Raw genomic sequence first — 23,587 nt, 5'->3', positions numbered from 1 at the left:
GGCGCAGCCTACAGCGCCGCCAGCGCGTCCACCAGACGCCCCGCGCCCTGCCGGAACGGATCGACCGTGGGCAGCCCCATCTGCCGCTCGACACTTTCCAGATGCGCCAGCGCCTCGTCCTCGCCCATGGCGGCGGTGTTGATCGAGATGCCGACCACCTGGACCGCAGGGTTGACCATCCGGGCCATGGCCAGCGACAGGTCGCGCAGCGCCTCCAGCGGGGGCAGGGCAAAGTGCGGCAGCCCGCGCATATGGGCGCGCGTGGGTTCATGGCTGAGGATCAGCGCATCGGGTTGCCCGCCATGGATCAGCGCCAGCGTGACCCCGGAATAGGAGGGGTGGAACAGGCTGCCCTGCCCCTCGATCAGATCCCAATGGTCGGGGTCGTTGTCGGGGGTCAGCCATTCCACGGCACCGGCCATGAAATCGGCCACCACCGCATCCAGCGGCACGCCGTCCCCGGTAATCAGAATCCCGGTCTGTCCGGTCGGGCGGAAAGTCGCCTTCATCCCGCGCGCCTGCATCTCGCGATCCATGGCCAGTGCGGTATACATCTTGCCGACCGAACAATCGGTGCCGACCGCGAGGCACCGCTTGCCGCTGCGCTTGACCCCGTTGGCAATGGGATAGGCGACCGTGGGCACCCGCACGTCATGCAATTGCCGCCCGCAGGCGGCGGCGACCGCGGCCAGATCGGGTTCGTCGCGTAAAAGGTTGTGCAGCCCGCTGGCCAGATCGAAACCTTCTTCCAGCGCGGCCACCAGTACCTTTTTCCAGGCCGGGCTGATGACCCCGCCGCGGTTCGCGACGCCGACCACCAGCGTTCTGGCGCCCGCATCGCGCGCCTCGGTCAGCGTCATGTCGGGCAGGCGCAGATCGGCCTTGCAACCCGCCATCCGGAACTGGCCCAGCGCGTTTTCGGGCCGCCAGTCGCGGATGCCCTGCGCGACCTTGGCGGCCAGCGGATCGGGCGCGTCGCCCAGGAACAGCAGATAGGGGGTCCGGATCATCGCGGGGCTCCATGCGTTTGTCGGCCAGAGCCTAGCGAGCGGCGCGGGGATGTCCTGCCGATCTGTGCCGGGAATGCGCCTGCGGCGTGAAGGTTCCCGCTGTGAATGGCCGTGACGCACAAGAATATTCGACAGATTGCGGAATTGTGCGAACCATCCCCCGTTCGGGCCGCCCGATCCGCAGAATCGCGGGGCTTGACGCTGCGGCGCGGCGAAATCCCTTGCCGAGCCGGGCGCAGTTTTCTATCCCCGGACGCGAACGACCGGACAGATCCTTTCAAGGAGACCCGACCATGAGCTTTCGCATCCAGCCCACCCCCGTCGCGCGCCCGAACCGCTGCCAGCTTTTCGGCCCCGGTTCGCGGCCCGAACTGTTCGCCAAGATGGCGACCAGCGCCGCGGACGTGATCAACCTCGATCTCGAGGATTCGGTCGCCCCCGACGACAAGGCGCAGGCCCGCAAGAACGTGATCCAGGCCATCGGCGATATCGACTGGGGCAACAAGACGCTGAGCGTGCGGATCAACGGGCTCGATTCGGGGTTCTGGTATCGCGATGTGGTCGACCTGCTGGAACAGGCCTCTGACCGGCTTGACCTGATCATGATCCCCAAGGCGGGCTGCGCGGCCGATATCTATGCCGTCGATGCGCTGGTTACCTCGGTCGAGCGGGCGATGGGCCGCACCAAGCCGCTGGGCTTCGAGGTCATCATCGAATCGGCCGCCGGGATTTCCCATGTCGAGGAAATCGCCGCCGCCAGCCCCCGGCTTCAGGCGATGTCGCTGGGCGCGGCCGATTTCGCCGCCTCGATGGGGATGCAGACCACCGGCATCGGCGGCACGCAGGAAAACTATTACATGCACCATGCGGGCGCGAAATACTGGTCCGATCCCTGGCACTGGGCGCAGGCCAGCATCGTCGCCGCCTGCCGCACCCATGGCGTGCTGCCGGTCGATGGGCCGTTTGGTGATTTCTCGGATGACGAGGGGTTCTATGCCCAGGCGCGGCGCTCGGCCACGCTGGGCATGGTCGGCAAATGGGCGATCCATCCCAAGCAGGTGGCGCTGGCCAACGAGGTGTTCACGCCGTCGGAAGCAGCCGTGACCGAAGCGCGCGAGATTCTGGCCGCGATGGAAAAGGCCAAGGCCGAAGGCGCGGGCGCGACCGTCTACAAGGGCCGTCTGGTCGATATCGCCTCGATCAAGCAGGCCGAGGTGATCGTCAAGCAGGCCGAGATGATCGCCGGAAAGTAATGCCGCGCGAACGCCGACACCACGAAACGGGGCCGCAAGGCCCCGTTTTCCTGTCTGCCCCGGCCCCGGCGGAACGCCGTCCGGCCCGCGCGGGGCAGGGGCCGACAGCCTCCCTTTTGTCGCCCGCATGGCCCGCCCCCCGTGCGCCCGCCGCCCTTTCTGCTATGGTCGCGCCGATCCGCGACACCAGACAGGGAGACTAGAATGGCCGATCTTGCCGGCATCCGGACCACCGCAGGGCGCGGGCGGCTTTTCGACAGCGTGCTCGACACGATCGGGGACACGCCCGCGATCCGCATCAACAATCTGGGCCCGAAGGACGTGACGATCTACGTCAAGGCCGAGGCGTTCAACCCGGCAGGTTCGGTCAAGGACCGGCTGGCGGTGAACATCATCGAGGCCGCCGAGCGGTCGGGCGCGCTGAAACCCGGCCAGACCGTGGTCGAGGCGACCAGCGGCAATACCGGCATCGGGCTGGCGATGGTCTGCGCACAGAAGGGCTATCCGCTGGTCATCACCATGGTCGAGACATTCTCGGTCGAACGCCGCCGGCTGATGCGCATGCTGGGCGCCAAGGTCGTGCTGACGCCCAAGGCCGACAAGGCGATGGGCATGGTCCGCAAGGCGCAGGAACTGGCCGCGACGAATGGCTGGTTCCTGGCCCACCAGTTCGAGACCGAGGCCAATGCCGATATCCACGAGGCCACGACCGCGCGCGAGGTGCTGGCCGATTTCGCGGGGCAGCGGCTGGATTACGTCGTCACGGGCTATGGCACGGGCGGCACGGTGACGGGGCTGGGCCGGGTGCTGCGCCGTGAACGGCCCGAGACCCGGATCATCCTGAGCGAACCCGCCAATGCCGGGCTGATCGGCTCGGGGCAGGGGCAGGCGCGCAATTCCGAAGGCGAGCCCGCGGCCAGCCACCCCGCCTTCGAGCCGCACCCGATCCAGGGCTGGACGCCCGATTTCATCCCGCTGGTGCTGCAAGAGACGCTGGACAAGGGCTTCTATGATGAGCTTGTGCCCGTGGCCGGGGCCGAGGGGGTCCGATGGGCGCAGGAGCTGGCGCGCAAGGAGGGCATCCTGACCGGTATCTCGGGCGGTGCGAGTTTCGCGGTTGCCTTGCAGGTGGCAGAGCGTGCGGAACCGGGTTCGGTGATCCTGGCGATGCTGCCCGATACCGGCGAGCGTTACCTGTCGACGCCCCTGTTCGAGACCATCCCCGAGGACATGGACGACGAGGAACGCGCGATTTCCGCCTCGACGCCGGGTTACCGGCTGGGCTGAGGCGCGGCGCCGAAACGGGCGGGCGGCCTGACCAAAGCGGGCTGGCCGCCCCTGCCTGTTCGGCATCGGGCAGGGCGTGCGGCCCGGCGATACGGCATCGGTGCGCCCGAAGGGAATGGCCCCGAAGGGGGCTATTTCCATCATGTCATTGAGTTTTTTTGGAGCGGGCGATGAGATTCGAACTCACGACCCTTACCTTGGCAAGGTAATGCTCTACCCCTGAGCTACGCCCGCATCCATTGGGTGAGGCGTGATTTATAAACTCCGTCGGGGGGCTGCAAGCGGAAAATCTCGCTTGCAGGAATTTTTCCTGTACGGCCCGGCGGCGCTGGCCGGACCGGGCCGGAACAGGGGGGCGCCCTATTCGAACTCGACCAGCAGATCCTTGGCGTCGATCTGCGCGCCCGGAGTGACATGCACCGCCTTCACCGTGCCGTCGCGTTCGGCATGAAGGCCGGTTTCCATCTTCATCGCCTCGATGGTCAGCAGCAGATCGCCCAGCTTGACCTTCTGGCCCGCCACGACCACCACCGAGGCCACGGCGCCCGGCATCGGTGCGCCGACATGGGCGGGATTGCCCAGTTCCACCTTGGGCCGCTTGGCGACCGTGGCCTTGGCCTTGCGGTTCGGCACGCGGATCACCCGCGGCTGGCCGTTCAGTTCGAAGAAGACGCGCACCTCGCCCTCCTCGGTGGTCTCGCCGATGGCGGAGAGCCGGATTTCCAGCGTCTTGCCGGGGTCGATCTCGGCGGTGATCTCCTCGCCCGGTTCCATCCCGTAGAAGAAGGTGCGCGTGGGCAGGGTGCGCACCGGGCCGTACAGCTGGTGGCGATGGGTGTAGTCGGTGAAGACCTTGGGATACATCAGGTATCCGTTGAAATCCTCGTCATCGAATTTCAGCCCGTCGAACTGTGCCTCAAGCTCGGCGCGCAGCCTGTCCAGATCGGCGGGCGGCACGCTGGCGCCGGGACGTTCGGTCAGGGGCGTTTCGCCCTTCAGCACCTTGCGGGTGATCGCCTCGGGGAAGCCGCCGGGCGGCTGGCCCAGATTGCCGCGCATCATGTCGATCACGGAATCGGGAAAGGCCACCTCGCGGTCGGGATTCTCGACATCTGCGCGGCTCAGCCCCTGGCTGACCATCATCAGCGCCATGTCGCCCACCACCTTGGAACTGGGCGTGACCTTGACGATATCGCCGAACATCCTGTTCACGTCGGCATAGGTCCGGGCAACCTCGGACCAGCGGTCTTCCAGCCCCAGGCTGCGGGCCTGCGCCTTGAGGTTGGTGAACTGGCCGCCCGGCATCTCGTGCAGATAGACCTCGGAGGCGGGGGCCATCAGCCCCGATTCGAAGGCGGCATATTGCGCGCGCACCTGCCCCCAGTAATCCGAGATCTCGCGCACCGCCTCGATGTCGATGCCGGTATCGCGGGGCGTGTTGCGCAGCGCCTCGACGATCGAGCCCAGACAGGGCTGCGAGGTGCCACCCGAGAACGCGTCCATCGCCGCGTCCACCGCATCCACGCCCGCCTCGGCCGCGGCCAGGATCGTGGCGCCCGCGATGCCGCTGGTGTCATGGGTGTGGAAATGGATCGGCAGCCCGATTTCCTCTTTCAGCGCCTTGAACAGCACGCTGGCGGATGCGGGTTTCAGAAGGCCCGCCATGTCCTTGAGCCCCAGCACATGACAGCCCGCGGCCTTGAGCTGCCGGGCCATCTCGACGTAGTAGGTCAGGTCGTATTTCGCGCGGTTCGGGTCGAGGATGTCGCCCGTGTAGCAGATCGCGCCCTCCAGAACCTTGCCGGTGTCCAGTACCGCATCCATCGCCACGCGCATGTTCTCGACCCAGTTCAGGCTGTCGAACACGCGGAAGACATCGACCCCGGTTTCGGCCGCCTGCCGGACGAAGCCCTGCACGACATTGTCGGGATAGGTGGTGTAGCCCACCCCGTTCGCGCCGCGCAGAAGCATCTGGGTCAGCAGGTTCGGCATCCGCGCGCGGATGTCGCGCAGCCGTTGCCAGGGGCATTCCTGAAGGAAGCGATAGGCCACGTCGAAGGTGGCGCCGCCCCAGCATTCCACGCTGAAAAGCTGCGGCAGGTTATGGGCATAGGCAGGCGCCACGCGCACCATGTCGATCGAGCGCATCCTTGTGGCCAGCAGCGACTGGTGGCCATCGCGCATCGTCGTGTCGGTCAGCAACAGCCGTTTCTGCGCGGCCATCCAGTCGGCGACCGCCTGCGGCCCCTGTTCATCCAGGATCTGCCGCGTGCCGGGCAGAAAGCTTTCGTGCCGGTTCTCGGGCGGGCGGGGGGTACGGATATCGGCGGGCGGGCGCGGGCGGCCCTCGGTCTCGGGGTTTCCGTTCACGGTGACATCGGCGACGAAGGTCAGGAGCCGCGTCGCCCGGTCGCGCCGCTTCTCGAACTGGAACAGCTCGGGCGTCTGGTCGATGAACTTGGTGTGGTATTCGTTGTTCAGGAAGGTCGGGTGCTTGAGCAGGTTCTCGACAAAGGCGATGTTCGTCGACACCCCGCGGATGCGGAACTCGCGCAGTGCCCGGTCCATCCGCGCGATGGCGGCTTCGGGGGTGGGGGCCCAGGCGGTGACCTTTTCCAGCAGGCTGTCGTAATAGCGCGTGATGACCGCGCCGGAATAGGCGGTGCCGCCATCGAGCCGGATCCCCATGCCCGTCGCGCCGCGATAGGCGGTGATGCGGCCGTAATCTGGGATGAAGTTGTTCAGCGGATCCTCGGTCGTGATCCGGCATTGCAGCGCGTGCCCGGTCAGCTCCACATCGTATTGCGAGGCGATGCCGGTTGCCTCGACCAGCGACTTGCCCTCGGCGATCAGGATCTGGGCGCGCACGATGTCGATGCCCGTGACCTCCTCGGTCACGGTATGCTCGACCTGGATGCGGGGGTTCACCTCGATGAAGTAGAAGGCGCCCGTCTCCATATCCATCAGGAATTCGACGGTGCCGGCGTTCTGATAGCCGACCTGTTCGGCGATCTTCTTGCCCAGATTGCACAGATGCTCGCGCTGGGCATGGCTGAGATAGGGGGCGGGGGCGCGTTCAACGACCTTCTGGTTGCGCCGCTGCACCGAACAGTCGCGCTCCCACAGGTGATAGATGTTGCCGTGACTGTCGCCGAGGATCTGCACCTCGACATGGCGGGCGCGCAGGATCATCTTTTCCAGATAGCCTTCGCCATTGCCGAAGGCGGCCTCGGCCTCGCGCCGGCCTTCGCGCACCTTGTCCTCAAGCTCGTCGGGGCCGTTGATCGGCCGCATGCCCCGCCCGCCGCCGCCCCAGCTGGCTTTCAGCATCAGCGGATAGCCGATCTCGGCGGCCTCGGCCCGGATCGCGTCCATGTCCTCGCCCAGAACCTCGGTTGCCGGGATCACCGGAACGCCCGCCGCCATCGCCACCTTGCGCGCCGAAGCCTTGTCGCCCAGCGCGCGCATGGTTTCGGCCCTGGGTCCGATGAAGGCGATGCCCGCCGCTGCGCAGGCTTCGACAAAGGCGGGGTTCTCGGACAGAAGCCCGTAGCCCGGATGGATCGCATCGGCGCCGCACATCTTCGCCACGCGCACGATCTCGTCGATGGCCAGATAGGCCTGCACGGGGCCAAGCCCCTCGCCGATCTGATAGGCCTCGTCCGCCTTGAAGCGGTGCAGGCCCAGCTTGTCCTCCTCGGCATAGACGGCGACGGTGAGCTTGCCCAACTCGTTGGCGGCGCGCATCACCCGGATGGCGATTTCACCGCGGTTGGCGACGAGGATTTTCTTGAATTCGGTCAAGGGCACGGCCTCCTTCGGGATGTCCTTGCTGCGCGTGCATGACGCGCGCCTGTGCTAATCGGTATACGGTGGTGCGGCATGCTGGCAAGGGGAAGGCGCGCTGCGCGCTAGTGCCGCCGCGCAGGCCGGCGCCATGCTGTCATGTTGCAAAAGCTGCACGCCGCGGTCATATAGCCGCCATCCACAAGAGGGGCCGCCGATGAACTATCTCGAATTCGAAAAGCCGCTGGCCGAGATCGAGGGCAAGGCCGAGGAATTGCGGGCGATGGCCCGGGCCAATCCCGAAATGGATGTCGAGCAGGAGGCCGCCGCGCTCGACCGCAAGGCCGCGACGCTCTTGCAGGATCTCTACAAGAACCTCACGCCCTGGCGCAAATGCCAGGTCGCCCGCCACCCCGACCGGCCGCATTGCAAGGATTACATCGAGGCGCTGTTCACCGAGTTCACGCCGCTGGCGGGCGACCGGAACTTTGCCGAGGACAATGCCGTGATGGGCGGCATCGCGCGGTTTGACGACCGGCCGGTGGTGGTGATCGGGCATGAAAAGGGCTTTGACACCAAGACCCGGCTTGAACGCAATTTCGGCATGGCCCGGCCCGAGGGCTATCGCAAGGCGGTGCGGCTGATGGATCTGGCCGACCGGTTCGGGATGCCGGTCATCACGCTGGTCGACACCCCCGGCGCCTATCCCGGCAAGGGCGCCGAGGAGCGCGGCCAGTCCGAGGCGATCGCGCGCTCGACCGAGAAATGTCTTCAGATCGGGGTGCCGCTGATCTCGGTGGTGATCGGCGAGGGCGGATCGGGTGGCGCTGTCGCGTTCGCCACGGCCAACCGGGTCGCGATGCTGGAACATTCGGTCTATTCGGTGATCTCGCCCGAGGGGTGTGCCTCGATCCTTTGGAAGGATGCCGAGAAGATGCGCGAGGCGGCCGAGGCGCTGCGCCTGACCGCGCAGGATCTGCTGAAGCTGGGCGTGATCGACCGGATCATCGCGGAGCCGCTGGGCGGTGCCCAGCGCGGGCGCGAGCAGACCGTCGCTGCGGTCGGGCGCAACCTGCGCGTCATGCTGACCGAGCTTGAGGGGATGGACCGTGCCGCGCTTGTGACCGAGCGGCGGCGCAAGTTCCTCGATATCGGCTCGAAGGGGCTGGCTGCCTGAGCCCGCCCGGGCCGCTGCCGCAATTGTGGCGGACGTTGCCATATTGTGGACACAGTTTTGCCGGCGGCCCGCCGCTCTGTGGCTTGATCGTGGCATCCGGTTCGGGTTTGATCGCCATGTGGGGGCCCAGTGGGCATTGTGGTGATTGTGATGCAGCAGTTCGAGTTTGCGGTTTTGCCGGCGCCGGCCAGGGTTCTTCGGAACGGTCCGATGCGCGGGGACGAGACGTTTTCTGCGGCCCTGACCGAGATCATGAACGAGATGGGCGTTGCCGGATGGGATTTCGCGGGCGTCGAAAGCGTGCCCTGCCGGGTGGGCCGCTGGCCCTTTGCGCGCAGTGCCGAGCGCCGCGTTCTGGTATTCCGCCGCGCCCGCGAGTCCCGGCTTGACCGGATGCAGGAGCGCATGGCCACGCCGGAACGGGCCGCGCCGCGCTATGACGATCCGATCGAGATCACGGTTCAGCCGCGCCGGGTCAGCACCTCGGACGGTCCGCGCAAGGTGCGCAAGCTGCGCCCGACGCTGGACATCCATCAGCCCGCGCCCGCCATCGCCGGTTAGGGGCGGGGCGGTACTCCGGCACCGGGCGGGTCAGCCGCCCGGCCGGAACCCGGCCTCGTCCATCAACCGGTTCGATGCCTGTTCGACCGCCGTTTCCAGCTCTGACATGAAGGCGCCGATGGGCTTGCCTGCCGGGATCCGCGGTAGGAACTCGACCACGGCAAGGCCGGGCTTGCGGTAGATGCCGGTGCGCGGCCAGAACACGCCGACATTGGTGGCGGCGGGCACGCAATCATGGTTGAACTGCTGGTATAGCACCCCGGCCCCCACCTTGTAGGGTCGGCTGACGCCCGGCGCGACGCGGGTGCCCTGCGGATAGATGATGAGCTGGCCGGGCTCATGCCGCCCGCTCGCCACGCCCTCGACCATGGCCGATATGGCCTGCCCGCGCTTGCCCCGGTCAACCGGCACGCAGCCGATGCGCATCGCGTACCAGCCCAGTACCGGCGCCCGTTTCAGCGATTCCTTCATGATGAAGCGCGGCCGCGGCACCACGCTGACCAGCAGCAGGATGTCGAAGAAGGACTGGTGCTTGCAGGCGATCAGCACCTCGTCCACCGGCACCTCGCCCCGCACTTCGGAACGCAGCCCGACCATCCAATGCGCGGTCCAGCGCACCCAGCGGGCATAATCGTGGATGGCGCGAAAGGCAAACCTGCGCGAGAACAGCGTCGGCAGCGCGTAGATCAGACCGATGACCGGCATGGCCAGGTACATCTGCCCGACAAAGACCAGCGAGCGCAGATATTGCACGGCATGGCGCATCCTAGGTGATCCCTTTCAGAACCCGCATCGCGGTGACCCGCGTGGCAACAAGGGCCACGGCGGCGGCGATGGGCGGCAACAGCAGCGGCACCAGCCAGTCGGCGCCGCGAAACCCCAGGCCCGCCAGCACCCCCGCCGCGGCATCGGCCCGCGGCAACAGCGCCAGGGCGAGCATGCCCAGCGCCGTTCCGGCGGCGGCGCCCTCCAGCGCCCGGCGGGTAAAGCGGCGCACGAAGGCCCGCGCGATAAAGGCGTCGCGCGCGCCCACCAGCCGCAGTACCTCGATCACGCGGGCATTGGCGGCAAGGGCGGCATGGGCCGAGAGCGCAATCATCGCGGCCATTGCCGCCCCGATCAGCCCGATCGACAGCCAGCCCAGCAGGCGCAGCCGCCCCGCCGCCTCGATCAGCGGGCGGCGCCAGCGGGTGTGATCGTCCAGCACCGCGCCCGGCGCCTCGCCCGCCAGCCGAAAGCGCAGCGCGTCGGCATCCATGCCCGCGGCGGTTTCGGTGATCTCGATCAGCCGGGGCAGGGGCAGGGTGTCGACCGGCAGATCGGGGCCGAACCACGGCGCGAGAAGCGCGCGCTGTTCCTCGTCTGGGATCGTCCGGGCCGAGGCGATGCCGGGGGTCGTGCGCAGCACCTCGAGCACGGCCTCGGTCTGGGCGGCCATCTGCCCCTCGGGGGCTGACAGCCGCACCGTGGCCGTGCGCGCCATCGCCTCGTCCCAATGGTCGGCCAGCCGTCCCGCCGCCAGCGACAGCGCCAGCGCAAAGACCGCCAGGAACGCCATCGCCGCCGCGGTGAACTGGGTCAGATGCGCGGTAAAGCCCGAGGGCGGCACCACCCGGTCGGCGCGCGCATCGCCCGCCAGCGCCGCGGCAAGGTCCGGCAGACGCCTCACAGATCCGCCCCCGCAAGCTGCACCTGCCGCCCCTTGATCCGCAACACCCGCGCCGAAAGCTGCGCCTTGGCCGCGCGGATCAGGTTCAGATCATGCGTCGCCACCAGGATCGCCTTGCCCATGCGGTTCAGTTCGACCAGCAATTGCAGGATGCGCAAGGACATTTCCCAATCGACATTGCCGGTCGGTTCGTCGGCCAGGATCACGTCGGGGTCCATGATCAGCGCGCGGGCCAGCGCCGCGCGCTGACGCTCGCCCCCCGAAAGCTGCGGCGGCAGCGCGTCGGTATGCGCCTGCAACCCCACCCAGGCCAGCAATTCGCGCAGGTTCGCGGCTGCGGCCGCCATGTCGCGCCCCGCTGCCAGAAGCGGCAGGCTGACATTGTCGGTCAGCGGCAGATGGTCCAGGAACTGGCAATCCTGATGCACCACGCCGATCCGCCGCCGCGTGCGCGCCACGGCGTCGCGATCCATCCCGCCAAGCTCTGCGCCAAAAAGGCGCACCCGCCCGCGTGTGGGCCGAAGCTCGGCATAGCACAGTTTCAGCAGCGTGGTCTTGCCCGCACCCGAGGGGCCGGTCAGGAAATGGAACGATCCGGGCTGAAGCCGCAGCGAAATGCCCGACAGAAGCTCGGCTCCGCCATAGCTGTGGGACACGTCTTCCAGCTCGATCACGGGACCGCTCCGCCGCTGCTACGGCTTCCCTATTGCCCGACAGCCGCCCCGGTTTCAATCGGCCGCGCCCTCAAAGCCTTTGAATTTCCGCCGGGGCTGATACAACATGCCGCAAAATGACAGGCAGGGCCCGCGCGCAGCGACGGGTCGAGGCAGGGTGCGGAATGCGACTGATTTGCCCGAACTGCGACGCCCAGTACGAGGTTGACGACGCAGTGATCCCCGATGAGGGGCGCGACGTCCAATGTTCGAATTGCGGCCATACCTGGTTCCAGCATGCGGCCCGGGCCGCAGCCGTCGCGCCGCCCGTGCCGGAAGCCGAGGATATCGGCTGGCATGGCGAGACCACGGCGCCGCAGGCCCCCGCGCCAGAGCCGGGTCCATCCGCCGCCGCGCGGCGCGCACTAGATGCCTCGGTGCTGAACATCCTTCAGGAGGAGGCCGCGCGCGAACAGCGCGTGCGCGAGCAGGAGGCGGCGACCGAGACGTTTTCCTCGCAGCCCGATCTGGGGCTCGACAGCGCGCCGCCGCGCCGCGCCGCGCCCGCTGCGGATGCGGTCATGGCGGCCGTTTCGGCCCCGGCGCCTGCGCCCGGGCCGGATGGCGGGGCGGCGGCCGCTGGCCGTGACCTGCTGCCGGACCTAGCAGAGATCAACGCAAGCCTCGACGCCAGTTCCGACCGCGGTGCCGACAGCATCGTGACCGCCGAGGCCGAGGCCAGGGCCGAGCGCAGCGGCTTCCGGCTGGGCTTTGTCCTTGTCCTGCTGGTCGCCGCGGTGGCGCTGGGGGCCTATCTGATGGCGCCCGAAATCGGCGCGCTGCATCCCGCGCTTGAGGCGCCTATGGAGGGCTATGCCGCGGCGGTCGACGGGCTGCGGCTGTGGCTGCATGCGCTGCTGCCGCAATCGGCAGGGGGCTGAGGCCGCGCCAAGGCGGGCTCAGAACCGGTCCAGCAACCGCCGCAGGTAGTCCAGTTCGATCTCGGGGCGTTCCTGTTCGCCCGAGCGGCGGCGGATCTCGTCCAGCAACTGGCGCGCGCGGCCGTGCCCATCCTCGCCGCGCAGCATTTCCTCATCCGTGCCGACCCGGCCCATCGCGCCCTGATCGCGGCCCAGCGGATCGCGGCGGTCGCCGCCTGCCTGCGCCTGCCCCATGCCCTGACCTTGCTGGCCCGGCTGCTGGTTCTGCGCCAGCGCCTCGCCCAGATTGCGCATGCCCTCGCGCAGCGCCTCCATCGCCTCGGCCTGATTGTCGAGCGCGCCGGCCAGATCGTCGCCGCGCAGTGCATCCTCGGCCCGGCCCATCGCGCGGCCTGCGCGGTCCAGCGCCTCGCGCGCGGCCTCGCCCTCGGGCGAGCCGCCCATGCCCGGCAGGCCCTCGCGCTGGCGGTCAAGCTCGCGTTGCAGCGCGCGCTGGCGGTCGGCAAGCTGCTGGCCCAGATCGCCCCCGTCCCCGCCTGCGCCGGGCTGCTGGCCCTGACCCTGGCCTTGCCCCTGACCCTCGCCGAATTGCTGGCCGTCGCCCTGCTGACCCTGACCGTCCTGCCCCTGCTGGCCGGGGTTGAACTGGTCCTGAAGCCCCCGGAACGCCTCGTCGCTCAGGCCCTGTTGCTGGCGCAGGGTCTCTGCCAGACCTTCCATCGCCTGCTGGCCTGGGCTTTGCTGGCCGCCCTGACCTTGCGTGATCTGCATGTTCTCCATCATCTGGCGCAGCATTTCCAGAAGCTGCTGCGCCTCGTCCATCCGGCCTTCTTCCATCAGTTGCTGCAACCGCTCCAGCATCTGTTCCAACTGGTCGCCGGTGATTTCCTGCATGTCCTGCTGGTTCTGCGCCTGTTGCTGGCCGTCCTGGGATTGCTGCTGGGAAAGCTGGCGCATGTAATCCTGCATCGCCTCGCGCAATTCGCGCATCAGTTCGGCGATTTCCTCGTTGCTCGCGCCATTGCGCATCGCCTCGGACAGGCGTTCCTGCGCGCGGCGCAGCCGTTCGGCCGCATCCGACAGGTCGCCCTCCTCGATCAGAACGGCGATGTCCCATAGCGCGGCGGCGATCTCGTCCTGGGTCTCGGCACTCAGACCGGCGGCAACCCCGGCCTCCAGCCGCCGGATCGCCACGCGCAATTGCAGATAGGCGCGTTCGGTGCGAAACAGTCCGTCCGGTTCATGGCTGACCGCGCGCAGCATCTGCGCCACCTGTGCGCCATTCGCGCGGGTCCAGAGCAGGTCGCGGCGCTGTTCCACAACGGCGCGCGCCAGCGGGTCAAAGAAGCGCCGCCCGGGCAGAATCATCGCCTCGGGCGGGCTGGTCCCTTCCTGACCCAGCGCATCCTGCGCGATCAGAACCATCTCGACCGGCAGCCCGGCCCAGGGGTGTTGCGACAGGTTCTCGATCAGCGTTTCGGAAAAGTCGCGCCGGTCGCCGGTGATCGTCATCGGCAGATCGAGGACCAGCGGTTCGCGCGGGTCGGGGTCTGGCAGCAGCCCGTAGCGCCGGTCCACGGCCCCCGCATCCAGCGTCACCACCGCGCGGCCCGCCACCACGCCGTAATCGTCGCGCGCCGTGAAGCCCTGCGCCATCTGCCCGTTGGCCTGCACCTCGGGCGGGCCGTCCGCCTCGATCGCGGGGGGGGTGTCGGGGGTCAGGACGATCTGCCAGCTTCGCCCGCCCGGCCCCTCGATCGCGACCTCGCCGGGGCGGACCATCTCGAAGCTTTGCGCCATCGCATCCGCGCCTTGGGGGGTAGTGCCCTCGACCGGCCGGGCCGAGACGGTTTCGCGCAGTTCCAGCGCGCCGACCTCGCCGTAAAGCCGCAGGCTCAACCGGCTGCCATGCGGCACGCTCAGCGTTTCGGCGCGGATTTCGTTCAGATAGAGGCTGGGCTTGGCGGTATGGGCGGGCGGTTCGATCCAGCCCTCCCATGTCGGCCCGGCGGCCAGCGCCGCCCCGCCATCCCCAGCCAGATCGCCGACGCTTGCCACCCGCCAGAGCGAGCCGAAGGCCAGCGCCACGACAAACGCCGTCAGCGCAACATAGCGCAGCGCATAGGGATCGCGTGCGGCCACCCGCAGATCGGGCGGCACCGCCCGCGCCGTCCGGGCGCGGTCTGCCATCCGTGCGACATGCACCCGCCACACCGCCTCGGAGGCCGCGTCGCCCGCGCCCACCGCCTGATGGTCGCGCAGCGCCGTGATCGGGCGGCCCGGCAATGTGCGGTCCAGCCGGTCCAGCGCCTCGGCGCGCGAGGGCCAGCGGAAGCGGCGCAGTCCCATCGCGAAAGCGGCGATCATCGCCGCCCCGGCCAGCGCCAGCACGACCAGCGCCCAGCCGCGCGAGACCATTTCGTGCAGGCCGAAGGACAGCACCGCCGCAACCGCCAGCACAAGGCTAGCGAGCGGCCAGAAGGCGCGCGTCAGCCGTTCGGCCACCATCCCCGCCCGCGTCAGCCGCAAGGGCCAGCGCAGTGCGTTCAGGGCATCGCCTTGGGGCGTTTTCGGCTCGGTCATCCTGCCATCCCGCGGCATCCCGGCGGGAGTGCCGGTCAAAGCCACTCGGGGATGGTATCGCGGTTTATGATCTCGTCAAAGGATGGCCTGTGCCGAATGACGGCCACGTGATCCCCGCTGACCAGCACCTCGGGCACCAGCGGGCGGGTGTTGTATTCCGAGGCCATCACTGCGCCATAGGCGCCTGCCGAGCGAAAGGCGACCAGATCGCCGGGGGCAACGGGCGGCATCATCCGGCTTTTCGCGAAGGTATCGCCCGTCTCGCAGACCGGCCCGACGATGTCGATGGGCGCCTGTTCGGTGCCCGGCGCGGGTTCGATCACCGGCACGATGTCGTGATGGGCCGAATACATCGCGGGCCGCACCAGATCGTTCATCGCGGCATCGAGGATCAGGAAATTCCGCCCCTCACCCTCCTTCACATAGATCGCCTGCGCGACCAGGATCCCGGCATTGCCCGCGATCAGGCGGCCCGGCTCGATCTCGATCTCGCAGCCCAGATCGCCGACCACGCGCTTGACCATGGCGCCATATTCCAGCGGCAGGGGGGGCGCGGCGTTCGAGCGTTCATAGGGGATGCCAAGCCCCCCGCCCAGATCGAGCCGGATGATTTCATGCCCGTCCTGACGCAGCGCGCGGGTCAGGTCGGCGACCTTGGAATAGGCGGCCTCGAACGGTTCGAGCGCGGTCAACTGGCTGCCGATATGCACGTCGATGCCGATGACGCGCAGGCCCGGCAGGCTGGCGGCGTGTGCATAGACGGCGCGCGCCCTGGCGATCGGGATGCCGAACTTGTTCTCGGCCTTGCCGGTGGCGATCTTCTCATGCGTCTGGGCATCGACGTCGGGATTCACCCGCACCGCGATGGGGGCCACGACGCCCATGGACAGCGCCACCTCGTTCAGCGCCGCCATTTCGGGTTCGGATTCGACGTTGAACTGCCGGATCCCGCCCTCCAGCGCCAGCCGCATCTCCTCGCGCGTCTTGCCGACGCCCGAGAACACGATCCGTTCGCCCGGAATGCCCGCCGCCCGTGCCCGGCGGTATTCCCCGCCCGAGACGACATCGACGCCCGCCCCCAGATCGCCCATCAGCTTCAGCACGGCCTGGTTGGAATTGGCCTTCACCGCATAGCAGATCAGGTGATCCATGCCCGCCAGCGCCTCCTGGAACAGGCGGTAATGCCGGGTCAGCGTGGCGACCGAATAGCAGTAGAACGGCGTTCCGACCTGCGCCGCGATCTCGGGCAGGGGGACATCCTCGGCATGCAGCACGCCGTCGCGATAGAGGAAATGATCCATTCCGGGCTCAGGCCGTCTTGGCGTCGCGCGGGCGCGAGCGCAGGAACAGGTAAAGCGGCAGCGCGCAGGACACGCCGATGCCGATGGCCAGAACCGCCACCGGCCCCAGCCAGTCGCGGCGCTGGATGCTGTCGGCAACGATCCAGATCGCCAGCGCGATGGCCGCGATCGTCAGATCCCAGACCAGACCCGTGGTGCTGTCATTGACATACCAGGCGTCGATCATGCCCATGAAATCCTGGCCGTTGGCGAAATACCAGCTCAGGAAATAATACATCGGGTGAATGGCGCCCCAGATCGCAAGCGCCAGAAAGATCATTCGCAGGGGCGTCATCAATGGCCTCCCTTCACGCCGAATTCGACCGTGCCGCCAACCGTCACGCTGGTCTGGGGCCGCTCCGGCGGTCCGTCGACCCCGCAACCGGCCAGCACCAGGACGGCGGCCCATATCCATCTAGAAGCCAAGGCTTACCCCTCCAGTCCCCGCGCCGATCCGCACCGGCAATCCGGCGGGCCGCACCGACACCGCCGCCCCATCCGTGCCGACCCGCACCGCACTTGTCCCCGTCTGCACCACCCGGACCGACGCCCCGGGTCCGCCCGGCCCGCCCGAGACCGTCACCGGCCCGCTGGCCACCCGCCCCGAGGCCTGCCCGTCCGGCGTGACCGCAACCTGCCCCGAGGGCGCGGCGCAGCCCGCGAGCAGGATCAGCCCCAGCGCGGCAAGCCGTGTCATCCCAACCGTTCCTTCCAGCGCGCCACCTGTGCCCGCACCTGATCGGGCGCGGTGCCGCCATAGCTTACCCGACTCGCGACCGAATTGTGCACGCCCAGAACGTCGAACACCGCCGCCCCGATGCCCGCATGCACGCCCTGCATGTCGGCAAGCGTCAGGTCGGGCAGATCGCAGCCCTTGGCCTCGGCCAGCGCGACCAGCCGCCCGGTGACATGGTGGGCGTCGCGAAACGGCATGCCCAGCGCCCGCACCAGCCAGTCGGCCAGATCGGTCGCGGTGGAAAAACCGCTGGCTGCCGCCGCCTCCAGCGCGGGGCGGTTCGCGTGCATGTCGCGCACCATGCCCTCCATCGCGGCCAGCGCCAGCATCAGGCTGTCGGCGGCGTCGAAGACCTGTTCCTTGTCTTCCTGCATGTCCTTGGAATAGGCCAAGGGCAGCCCCTTCATCACCATCATCAGCGCGACATTCGCCCCCATGATCCGCCCGATCTTGGCCCGGATCAGTTCGGCCGCATCGGGGTTCTTCTTCTGCGGCATGATCGAGGAACCGGTCGAGAAGCGGTCGCTGAGGGTGACGAAGCGGAACTGCGCCGAGGACCAGATCACCAGTTCCTCGGCAAAACGCGACAGGTGCATCGCGCAGATCGACGCGGCGCCCAGAAATTCCAGCGCGAAATCCCGGTCGCTGACCGCGTCAAGGCTGTTGGCCATCGGCCGGTCGAAGCCCAGCGCCGCCGCCGTCATGTGCCGGTCGATGGGAAAGGACGTGCCCGCCAGCGCCGCCGCACCAAGGGGACATTCGTTCATCCGCGCGCGGGCATCGGCAAAGCGGCCCATGTCGCGGGCGAACATCTCGACATAGGCCATCATGTAGTGGCCCCATGTCACCGGCTGGGCGGTTTGCAGATGGGTGAAGCCCGGCATCACCCAGTCGGCCCCCGCCTCGGCCTGCGCCAGCAGCGCGCGGATCAGCGCCTCAAGCCCCGCCAGCGCGGCGTCGATCTGGTCGCGCACCCAGAGCCGGAAATCGGTTGCCACCTGATCGTTGCGGCTGCGCGCGGTGTGCAGCCGTCCCGCCGGTTCGCCGATCACCTCTTTCAGCCGCGCCTCGACATTCATGTGGATGTCTTCGAGCGCGGTGGAAAACGCGAAGCGCCCGCCTTCGATCTCTGACAAGACCGTGAGCAGCCCTTCCCGGATCGCCTGCGAATCCGTATCGCTTATGATGCCCGTGGCTGCCAGCATGGCGGCATGGGCGCGGGAACCGGCGATGTCCTGGGCTGCCAGCCGCTGGTCGAACGAGATCGAGGCATTGATCGCCTCCATGATCGCGTCCGGCCCGGCGGCGAACCGCCCGCCCCACATCGCGTTGGACTGGTCGTTGGTCATCGTCACGGCCCTTCGGAGGGAAAAATGTCGTTCGTCAGGTCGCTCGTCCTCTACACGGCCCTTGCGCTGGGTGCAAATGCCGCCGCCGCCGATCCCGCCGCGCTGAACGGGCTGCGCGAAGGCGACATGCGCAAGCTCGTCTTCCATGCCGCGCCGAAACCCGTGCCCGCAATCGCCCTGATCGACGAGGCCGAGGCGCCCCGCGCGCTGGGCGAACATCGCGGCCGCTGGGTGGTGCTGAATTTCTGGGCAACCTGGTGCCCGCCCTGCCGCCATGAAATGCCCGCGCTCGACCGGCTGAATGCCGAATTCGGCGGCGCGGGCTTTGCGGTGGTCACGGTGGCGACCGGGCGCAATTCGCCCCAGGGCATCGACCGGCTGTTCTCGGATCTGTCCATCGCCACCCTGCCGAAATGGCGCGACCCGGATTCGGGGCTGGCCCGGCAGATGGGGGTGATGGGCCTGCCCGTGACCGTGATCCTGAACCCCGAAGGACAGGAGATTGCCCGGATGCAGGGCGATGCCGAATGGGACAGCGACAGCGCCAAGGCCATCGTCGCCGCGCTGATGAATGGGGGATGATCCGGCCATGGCTGGCCCTTGCCCTTGTGCTGGCCGCCCCGGCCGCGGCTGAGATGATCGAGCCCATCACCCCCGAAACCGCGCGCGCCTGGTCCTTTCTGTCCGACCGGGTGATGGGCGGCGTTTCGACCGGCGCCGCCGCCTATGCCGAGGAACAGGGCAGGGGCTTCCTGCACCTGACCGGCATGGTCAGCACCGCCAATCGCGGCGGTTTCGTCCAGATGCGCCGACCCGTCACCCTGCCCCCCGATGCGCAAGGCATCGTGCTGCATGTGCGCGGCGACGGGCAGCGCTATTTCATCCATCTGCGCAGCGCCGCCACGCGACCCTGGCAATTCCATCAGGCCGGGTTCGACACCACCCCCGACTGGCGCGAGATCCGCATCCCGCTGAGCGATTTCCAGCCCCGGGGCGGGGCCGCCGCAAGTCTGCACCCCGAAACGGTCGACAGCCTCGGCATCGCCGCCTATGGCCGCGACCAGCGGGCCGATATCGCGCTGGCCGGGTTCGGCGTCTACTGACCCCGCCTGCGCAGGATCTCGTCCACCCAGGCGGGCACGATCTCGCTGGCCGGACCATGCCGGGCCTCGGCGAAATCGCCCACGGTTTCGGACGGCTCCAGGTTCAACTCCAGCGTCCGCGCGCCCGCGCGCGCCGCATCCTGCACGAAGGCGGCGGCCGGATAGACGCTGCCCGAGGTGCCGATCGCCACGAACAGCTCGGCCGCGCGCAGCACGTCCCAGATCGCGTCCATGTGATAGGGAAACTCGCCGAACCAGACGATATCGGGCCGCGTCGCCGGGGCGGCACAGGACGGGCAGGGATCGTCCGCGCGCATCGTCATCGGCGCGGTCCAGGTCTCGCCACAGGCGGCACAGCGGGCGCGCGTGATCTGCCCGTGCATGTGCCAGACCGCCCGGCTGCCCGCGCGCTCGTGCAGATCGTCGATATTCTGGGTGACGATCCGCACCTCGCCCGGCAGGGCATGTTCCAGCCGCGCCAGCGCCGCATGGGCCGCATTCGGGATCGCCTCGGCGGCATTGCGGCGCCGCGCATTGTAGAATTCGTGCACCAAAGCGGGGTCGCGGGCAAAGCCCTCGGGGGTCGCGACCTCGGCCAGATCGTAGCGCGTCCAGATGCCGTCCTTGTCGCGGAACGTGCCCAGCCCGCTTTCGGCCGAAATTCCCGCCCCGGTCAGAATCACGATCTTGGTCATCGCCCGCCCCTCCGCTATCACAATGCCGAAAGGAGAGGCCCATGACCACCCGCATCCTGTTCGTCTGCCTCGGCAATATCTGCCGCTCGCCCACCGCCCACGGGGTCGTCGCGCAGATGGCCGAGGCCGCCCGCCTGCCGGTCCAGATCGACAGCGCCGGAACCGGGGGCTGGCATGCGGGCGATCCGCCCGATTCCCGCGCCACGCGCGAGGCGGCACGGCGCGGCTACGACCTTTCGGTGCTGCGCGCCCGGCAGGTGCGCGCCGCGGATTTCGACGGTTTCGACCTGATCCTCGCGATGGATCGCAGCAACCTTGCCGATCTGGAAAGGATCCGCCCGCCCGGCAATGCCACCCCCGTCCGGCTGTTCCTCGACTATGCCGACAGCCCCCGCGACGAGGTGCCCGACCCCTATTACGAGGGCGGCTTCGATCTGGTGCTGGATCTGGTCGAGGATGCCGCCCGCGGGCTTCTGGCCGAGATCGCCCGCCGCTGACCCGCGCCCGCGTCTTCTTCCTGGTCCAAATACCCGAACGCGGCCCGGAACGGGCCGCCCGGGACTCGTCTTGCGCCGCAGGCGCTCCGCAATATTGCCTGCCGCCCGTCCCGGCCCTGAAAAACAAGGCCGTTGACCCGGTCCTGCGCCCTGCCGCAGAATCCGTTGCCCCACAATGCGCCGCCGCTTGACCGGCCCCCGAAACCGCCGCATATCCCGCGCATGACCGAGCTCGCACAAATCCGCAACTTCTCGATCGTGGCTCATATCGACCACGGCAAATCCACCCTCGCCGACCGTCTGATCCAGATGACCGGCACCGTCGCCGAGCGCGACATGAAAGAGCAGTTGCTCGACGCCATGGATATCGAGCGCGAGCGCGGCATCACCATCAAGGCCAACACCGTCCGCATCGAATACCCCGCGAAGGACGGCAAGACCTATGTCCTGAACCTGATCGACACACCCGGCCATGTCGACTTCGCCTATGAGGTCTCGCGTTCCATGCGCGCGGTCGAGGGCTCGCTGCTGGTGGTCGATGCCACCCAGGGGGTCGAGGCGCAGACGCTGGCCAATGTCTACACCGCGCTGGACGCCGATCACGAGATCGTCCCCGTCCTGAACAAGATCGACCTGCCCGCCGCCGAACCCGAGCGTATCGCCGCCCAGATCGAGGATGTGATCGGCATCGACGCCTCCAACGCCATCCAGATCTCCGCCAAGACCGGCCTCGGGATACCGGATGTGCTGGAGGCCATCGTCACCCGCCTGCCCCCCCCGCATGAGGGCGACCCGGCAAAGCCGCTCAAGGCGCTGCTGGTCGACAGCTATTACGATCCCTACCTCGGGGTTGTCGTGCTGGTGCGCATCATGGATGGCGTGTTGCGCAAGGGCGACCGGATCAAGATGATGCGGACGGGGGGCGCCTATCAGGTCGACCGCATCGGCGTCTTCCGCCCCGCCATGCAGGACATCGCGGAGCTGGGTCCGGGCGAGATCGGCTTTCTGACCGCATCGATCAAGCAGGTCCGAGATACCCGCGTCGGCGACACGATCACCACGGAACGAAAGGGCGTCGAAACGCCGCTGCCGGGCTTCAAGCCCTCGATCCCGGTGGTGTTCTGCGGCCTGTTCCCGGTCGATGCGAACGAATTCGAGGATCTGCGCGACGCCATCGAGAAACTGGCGCTGAACGATGCCAGCTTCACCTCTGAAATGGAAACCTCGGCCGCGCTGGGCTTTGGTTTTCGCTGCGGGTTCCTGGGGCTTCTGCATCTCGAAGTGGTGCGCGACCGGCTGGAACGCGAATACGGCATCGACCTGATCACCACCGCGCCCTCGGTGGTCTATCATGTCTACATGCGCGACGGTACGATGCTGGAACTGCACAACCCCGCCGACATGCCCGACCTGACCCATGTCGACCACCTGGAAGAACCGCGCATCAAGGCCACGATCATGGTGCCCGACGAATTCCTGGGCGATGTGCTGAAACTCTGCCAGGACCGGCGCGGCGAACAGCTTGACCTGACCTATGCCGGCTCGCGCGCGATGGTGGTCTATGACCTGCCGCTGAACGAGGTGGTGTTCGATTTCTACGACCGCCTGAAATCGGTGACCAAGGGCTATGCCAGCTTCGATTACCAGATGGCGGGCTATCGACAGGATTTCCTGGTCAAGATGCAGATCCTCGTCAATGACGAGCCGGTGGACGCGCTGTCGGTCATGGTCCACCGCGACCGTGCCGAAACCCGCGGCCGCGCCATGGTCGAGAAGCTCAAGGATCTGATCCCCCGCCACATGTTCAAGATCCCCGTCCAGGCCGCCATCGGCGGCCGCGTCATAGCGCGCGAGACCATCGCGGCACTGCGCAAGGACGTGACCGCGAAATGCTATGGCGGCGACGCGACGCGCAAACGCAAGTTGCTGGACAAGCAGAAGGCGGGTAAGAAGAAGATGCGCCAGTTCGGCAAGGTCGAGATCCCGCAGCAGGCGTTCATCAATGCGCTGAAGATGGATGGATGACTAGCTTGTGATTTTTTTTGTGATATAGCGCGCCGCGTTCTCAACTTCTGGGAACATCGTCCGCTCATTTATGTTTAGTTTGTCCAAATCCCTCAGTATTTCATCTTTGTGCTGGCTGTTTATTCTGATTCTGTTAATCTCAAGCGCTCTTGAGCTTTCATCGCCCACACTTCTAAGTAGACCTGCGATGATGAATGCTCCACTTTGCGCCAAAACGCGCTTGTTGTTTCTTTTCGGCGTCACGAATATGAAGCGACGAAGGTCTATCGGGCGCACTGTGTTTTGAAAGTATGGTTTTTCGACGCGTATGAATTGAACAAGGCGTTTTACGTCATCCCTTTTGTTGAAGTCATTTATGTCTAAGGCTGATATTCCGCCCTTTCCTGAAGCGGCGTTAAGGAACTTAAATAGCTCATTCTTTTCGTCGTAGGAGAGGCGAGCAACGTTCGAAATGCAGCTCACCGTATCGCTATCGAATAGCTTTGCTCTCTCCGGCGAAATAATAAATTGGATTACTTCGCCATCATTGCCAGAATGAATACTTTCTCGCGTCGCAAAGTAGAGTGCAACTAGGGGGTTTAGTGTTACGTCGAGCAGACGTGTCGGTAGATCGTAGTGCTGTGCTCTGACCAACTGCTCAAATACTGTCCGGTCGTCCTTAAAGTCGTCTGGAGACTCCGTGAGGAGTTCGGATAGAATGCGTTCCTCATGCTGCTTTGATTTTTTGTGCCGAAACACCCTTGGCTGAAGTTTGAAGGTGTGGTCTGAGTGCCCGCGGTAAGCGACAACCTTTTCTTGCGGTTGATCCTTCAAAACGACACCAAGATATTCTGAGATGTTGTCTACTAGGCTCCAGACTCATTGATCGTCAAAGCCAGAACAGGACGGTTGCGGCGAGGGCGATGGCGGAAAGGAAGGTCTT

21 protein-coding genes and 1 tRNA gene are annotated in these 23,587 nt (G+C 67.1%); 9 read left to right on the top strand and 13 right to left on the bottom strand.

Annotated features, from left to right (window positions below):
* Positions 1-8 precede the first annotated feature (8 nt).
* Entirely contained in the window at positions 9-1,010 is a 1,002-nt protein-coding gene (dgcN, locus tag GH815_RS09245; RefSeq protein WP_153748487.1) for an N-acetyltransferase DgcN, read from the bottom strand.
* Positions 1,011-1,303: 293 nt separating this feature from the next.
* Here dgcN and GH815_RS09240 point away from each other — a divergent pair, with 293 nt between their 5' ends.
* Positions 1,304-2,263 (top strand): L-malyl-CoA/beta-methylmalyl-CoA lyase, encoded by a 960-nt coding sequence (locus GH815_RS09240; RefSeq protein ID WP_153748486.1) that lies wholly within the window; start codon positions 1,304-1,306, stop codon positions 2,261-2,263.
* Between the two features lie 204 nt (positions 2,264-2,467).
* Positions 2,468-3,550, top strand: a complete 1,083-nt coding sequence (cysK, locus tag GH815_RS09235; RefSeq protein ID WP_153748485.1) for a cysteine synthase A — start codon at positions 2,468-2,470, stop codon at positions 3,548-3,550.
* A 159-nt stretch (positions 3,551-3,709) separates the two neighbouring features.
* Here cysK and GH815_RS09230 read toward each other — a convergent pair.
* A tRNA-Gly gene (locus GH815_RS09230) sits at positions 3,710-3,784 on the bottom strand.
* A 126-nt stretch (positions 3,785-3,910) separates the two neighbouring features.
* The gene (locus GH815_RS09225) at positions 3,911-7,354 is read right to left on the bottom strand and encodes a pyruvate carboxylase (protein WP_153748484.1); all 3,444 of its coding nucleotides are present in this window, start codon (positions 7,352-7,354) and stop codon (positions 3,911-3,913) included.
* Between the two features lie 199 nt (positions 7,355-7,553).
* Between GH815_RS09225 and GH815_RS09220 the strand changes: the two genes are divergently transcribed.
* Together GH815_RS09220 and GH815_RS09215 are read left to right on the top strand one after the other, a co-directional pair.
* Positions 7,554-8,513, top strand: a complete 960-nt coding sequence (locus GH815_RS09220) for an acetyl-CoA carboxylase carboxyltransferase subunit alpha (RefSeq protein WP_153748483.1) — start codon at positions 7,554-7,556, stop codon at positions 8,511-8,513.
* 210 nt (positions 8,514-8,723) lie between these two features.
* Positions 8,724-9,074 (top strand): hypothetical protein, encoded by a 351-nt coding sequence (locus GH815_RS09215; protein ID WP_153748482.1) that lies wholly within the window; start codon positions 8,724-8,726, stop codon positions 9,072-9,074.
* 30 nt (positions 9,075-9,104) lie between these two features.
* Here the strand turns inward: GH815_RS09215 and GH815_RS09210 are convergent, their stop codons facing one another.
* The 3 genes from GH815_RS09210 to GH815_RS09200 are packed head-to-tail and all read right to left on the bottom strand — an operon-like array spanning position 9,105 to position 11,417.
* A complete protein-coding gene (locus GH815_RS09210; RefSeq protein WP_153748481.1) occupies positions 9,105-9,839 on the bottom strand; it encodes a lysophospholipid acyltransferase family protein in 735 nt (244 codons plus the stop codon).
* A gap of 1 nt (position 9,840) precedes the next feature.
* Complete coding sequence (locus tag GH815_RS09205) at positions 9,841-10,743, bottom strand: cell division protein FtsX (RefSeq protein WP_407072170.1); 903 nt, start codon at positions 10,741-10,743, stop codon at positions 9,841-9,843.
* On the bottom strand, positions 10,740-11,417 hold the full coding sequence (locus tag GH815_RS09200; protein ID WP_343030764.1) for a cell division ATP-binding protein FtsE: 678 nt from the start codon (positions 11,415-11,417) through the stop codon (positions 10,740-10,742). Before GH815_RS09200 ends, GH815_RS09205 begins: the two co-directional genes overlap by 4 nt.
* Before the next feature lie 164 nt (positions 11,418-11,581).
* Between GH815_RS09200 and GH815_RS09195 the strand changes: the two genes are divergently transcribed.
* Positions 11,582-12,337: a zinc-ribbon domain-containing protein gene (locus GH815_RS09195; RefSeq protein WP_170290325.1), complete on the top strand. Its 756-nt coding sequence runs from the start codon at positions 11,582-11,584 to the stop codon at positions 12,335-12,337.
* Positions 12,338-12,355: 18 nt separating this feature from the next.
* Here GH815_RS09195 and GH815_RS09190 read toward each other — a convergent pair whose 3' ends face one another.
* From GH815_RS09190 to argH, 5 genes are all read right to left on the bottom strand, one after another.
* Positions 12,356-14,920, bottom strand: coding sequence for a TIGR02302 family protein (locus GH815_RS09190; protein ID WP_153748479.1), 2,565 nt, complete (start codon positions 14,918-14,920; stop codon positions 12,356-12,358).
* A gap of 35 nt (positions 14,921-14,955) precedes the next feature.
* Entirely contained in the window at positions 14,956-16,221 is a 1,266-nt protein-coding gene (lysA, locus tag GH815_RS09185) for a diaminopimelate decarboxylase (RefSeq protein ID WP_153748478.1), read from the bottom strand.
* Positions 16,222-16,228: 7 nt separating this feature from the next.
* Positions 16,229-16,555: a DUF2834 domain-containing protein gene (locus GH815_RS09180; RefSeq protein WP_153748477.1), complete on the bottom strand. Its 327-nt coding sequence runs from the start codon at positions 16,553-16,555 to the stop codon at positions 16,229-16,231.
* A 120-nt stretch (positions 16,556-16,675) separates the two neighbouring features.
* Positions 16,676-16,957, bottom strand: coding sequence for a hypothetical protein (locus GH815_RS09175; protein ID WP_153748476.1), 282 nt, complete (start codon positions 16,955-16,957; stop codon positions 16,676-16,678).
* Positions 16,954-18,345, bottom strand: coding sequence for an argininosuccinate lyase (argH, locus tag GH815_RS09170; protein WP_153748555.1), 1,392 nt, complete (start codon positions 18,343-18,345; stop codon positions 16,954-16,956). Before argH ends, GH815_RS09175 begins: the two co-directional genes overlap by 4 nt.
* Before the next feature lie 24 nt (positions 18,346-18,369).
* Here argH and GH815_RS09165 point away from each other — a divergent pair, with 24 nt between their 5' ends.
* Positions 18,370-18,927 carry a TlpA family protein disulfide reductase gene (locus tag GH815_RS09165; protein WP_153748475.1) on the top strand — a complete coding sequence of 186 codons (558 nt, stop codon included), beginning with the start codon at positions 18,370-18,372 and terminating at the stop codon, positions 18,925-18,927.
* Complete coding sequence (locus GH815_RS09160; RefSeq protein ID WP_153748474.1) at positions 18,924-19,448, top strand: CIA30 family protein; 525 nt, start codon at positions 18,924-18,926, stop codon at positions 19,446-19,448. The genes GH815_RS09165 and GH815_RS09160 overlap by 4 nt, the downstream gene beginning before the upstream one ends.
* Here GH815_RS09160 and GH815_RS09155 read toward each other — a convergent pair.
* Positions 19,442-20,143, bottom strand: a complete 702-nt coding sequence (locus GH815_RS09155; RefSeq protein ID WP_153748473.1) for an NAD-dependent deacylase — start codon at positions 20,141-20,143, stop codon at positions 19,442-19,444. The genes GH815_RS09160 and GH815_RS09155 overlap by 7 nt on opposite strands.
* Positions 20,144-20,184: 41 nt before the next feature.
* On the opposite strand from GH815_RS09155, the gene GH815_RS09150 reads away from it, so the two are divergent.
* Both GH815_RS09150 and lepA read left to right on the top strand, forming a co-directional pair.
* Positions 20,185-20,640: a low molecular weight protein-tyrosine-phosphatase gene (locus tag GH815_RS09150; protein ID WP_153748472.1), complete on the top strand. Its 456-nt coding sequence runs from the start codon at positions 20,185-20,187 to the stop codon at positions 20,638-20,640.
* A gap of 222 nt (positions 20,641-20,862) precedes the next feature.
* Positions 20,863-22,665: a translation elongation factor 4 gene (lepA, locus tag GH815_RS09145; RefSeq protein WP_153748471.1), complete on the top strand. Its 1,803-nt coding sequence runs from the start codon at positions 20,863-20,865 to the stop codon at positions 22,663-22,665.
* Here the strand turns inward: lepA and GH815_RS09140 are convergent, their stop codons facing one another.
* Positions 22,666-23,478 (bottom strand): FRG domain-containing protein, encoded by an 813-nt coding sequence (locus GH815_RS09140; protein WP_153748470.1) that lies wholly within the window; start codon positions 23,476-23,478, stop codon positions 22,666-22,668.
* Positions 23,479-23,587: the final 109 nt, after the last annotated feature.

The sequence above is a fragment of the Rhodovulum strictum genome (genome assembly GCF_009649175.1).
GTDB classification, from domain to species: Bacteria; Pseudomonadota; Alphaproteobacteria; order Rhodobacterales; family Rhodobacteraceae; genus Rhodovulum; species Rhodovulum strictum.
Note: the sequence above shows the minus strand (reverse complement) of the source record. Positions and strands in the feature narration are given on the sequence as shown.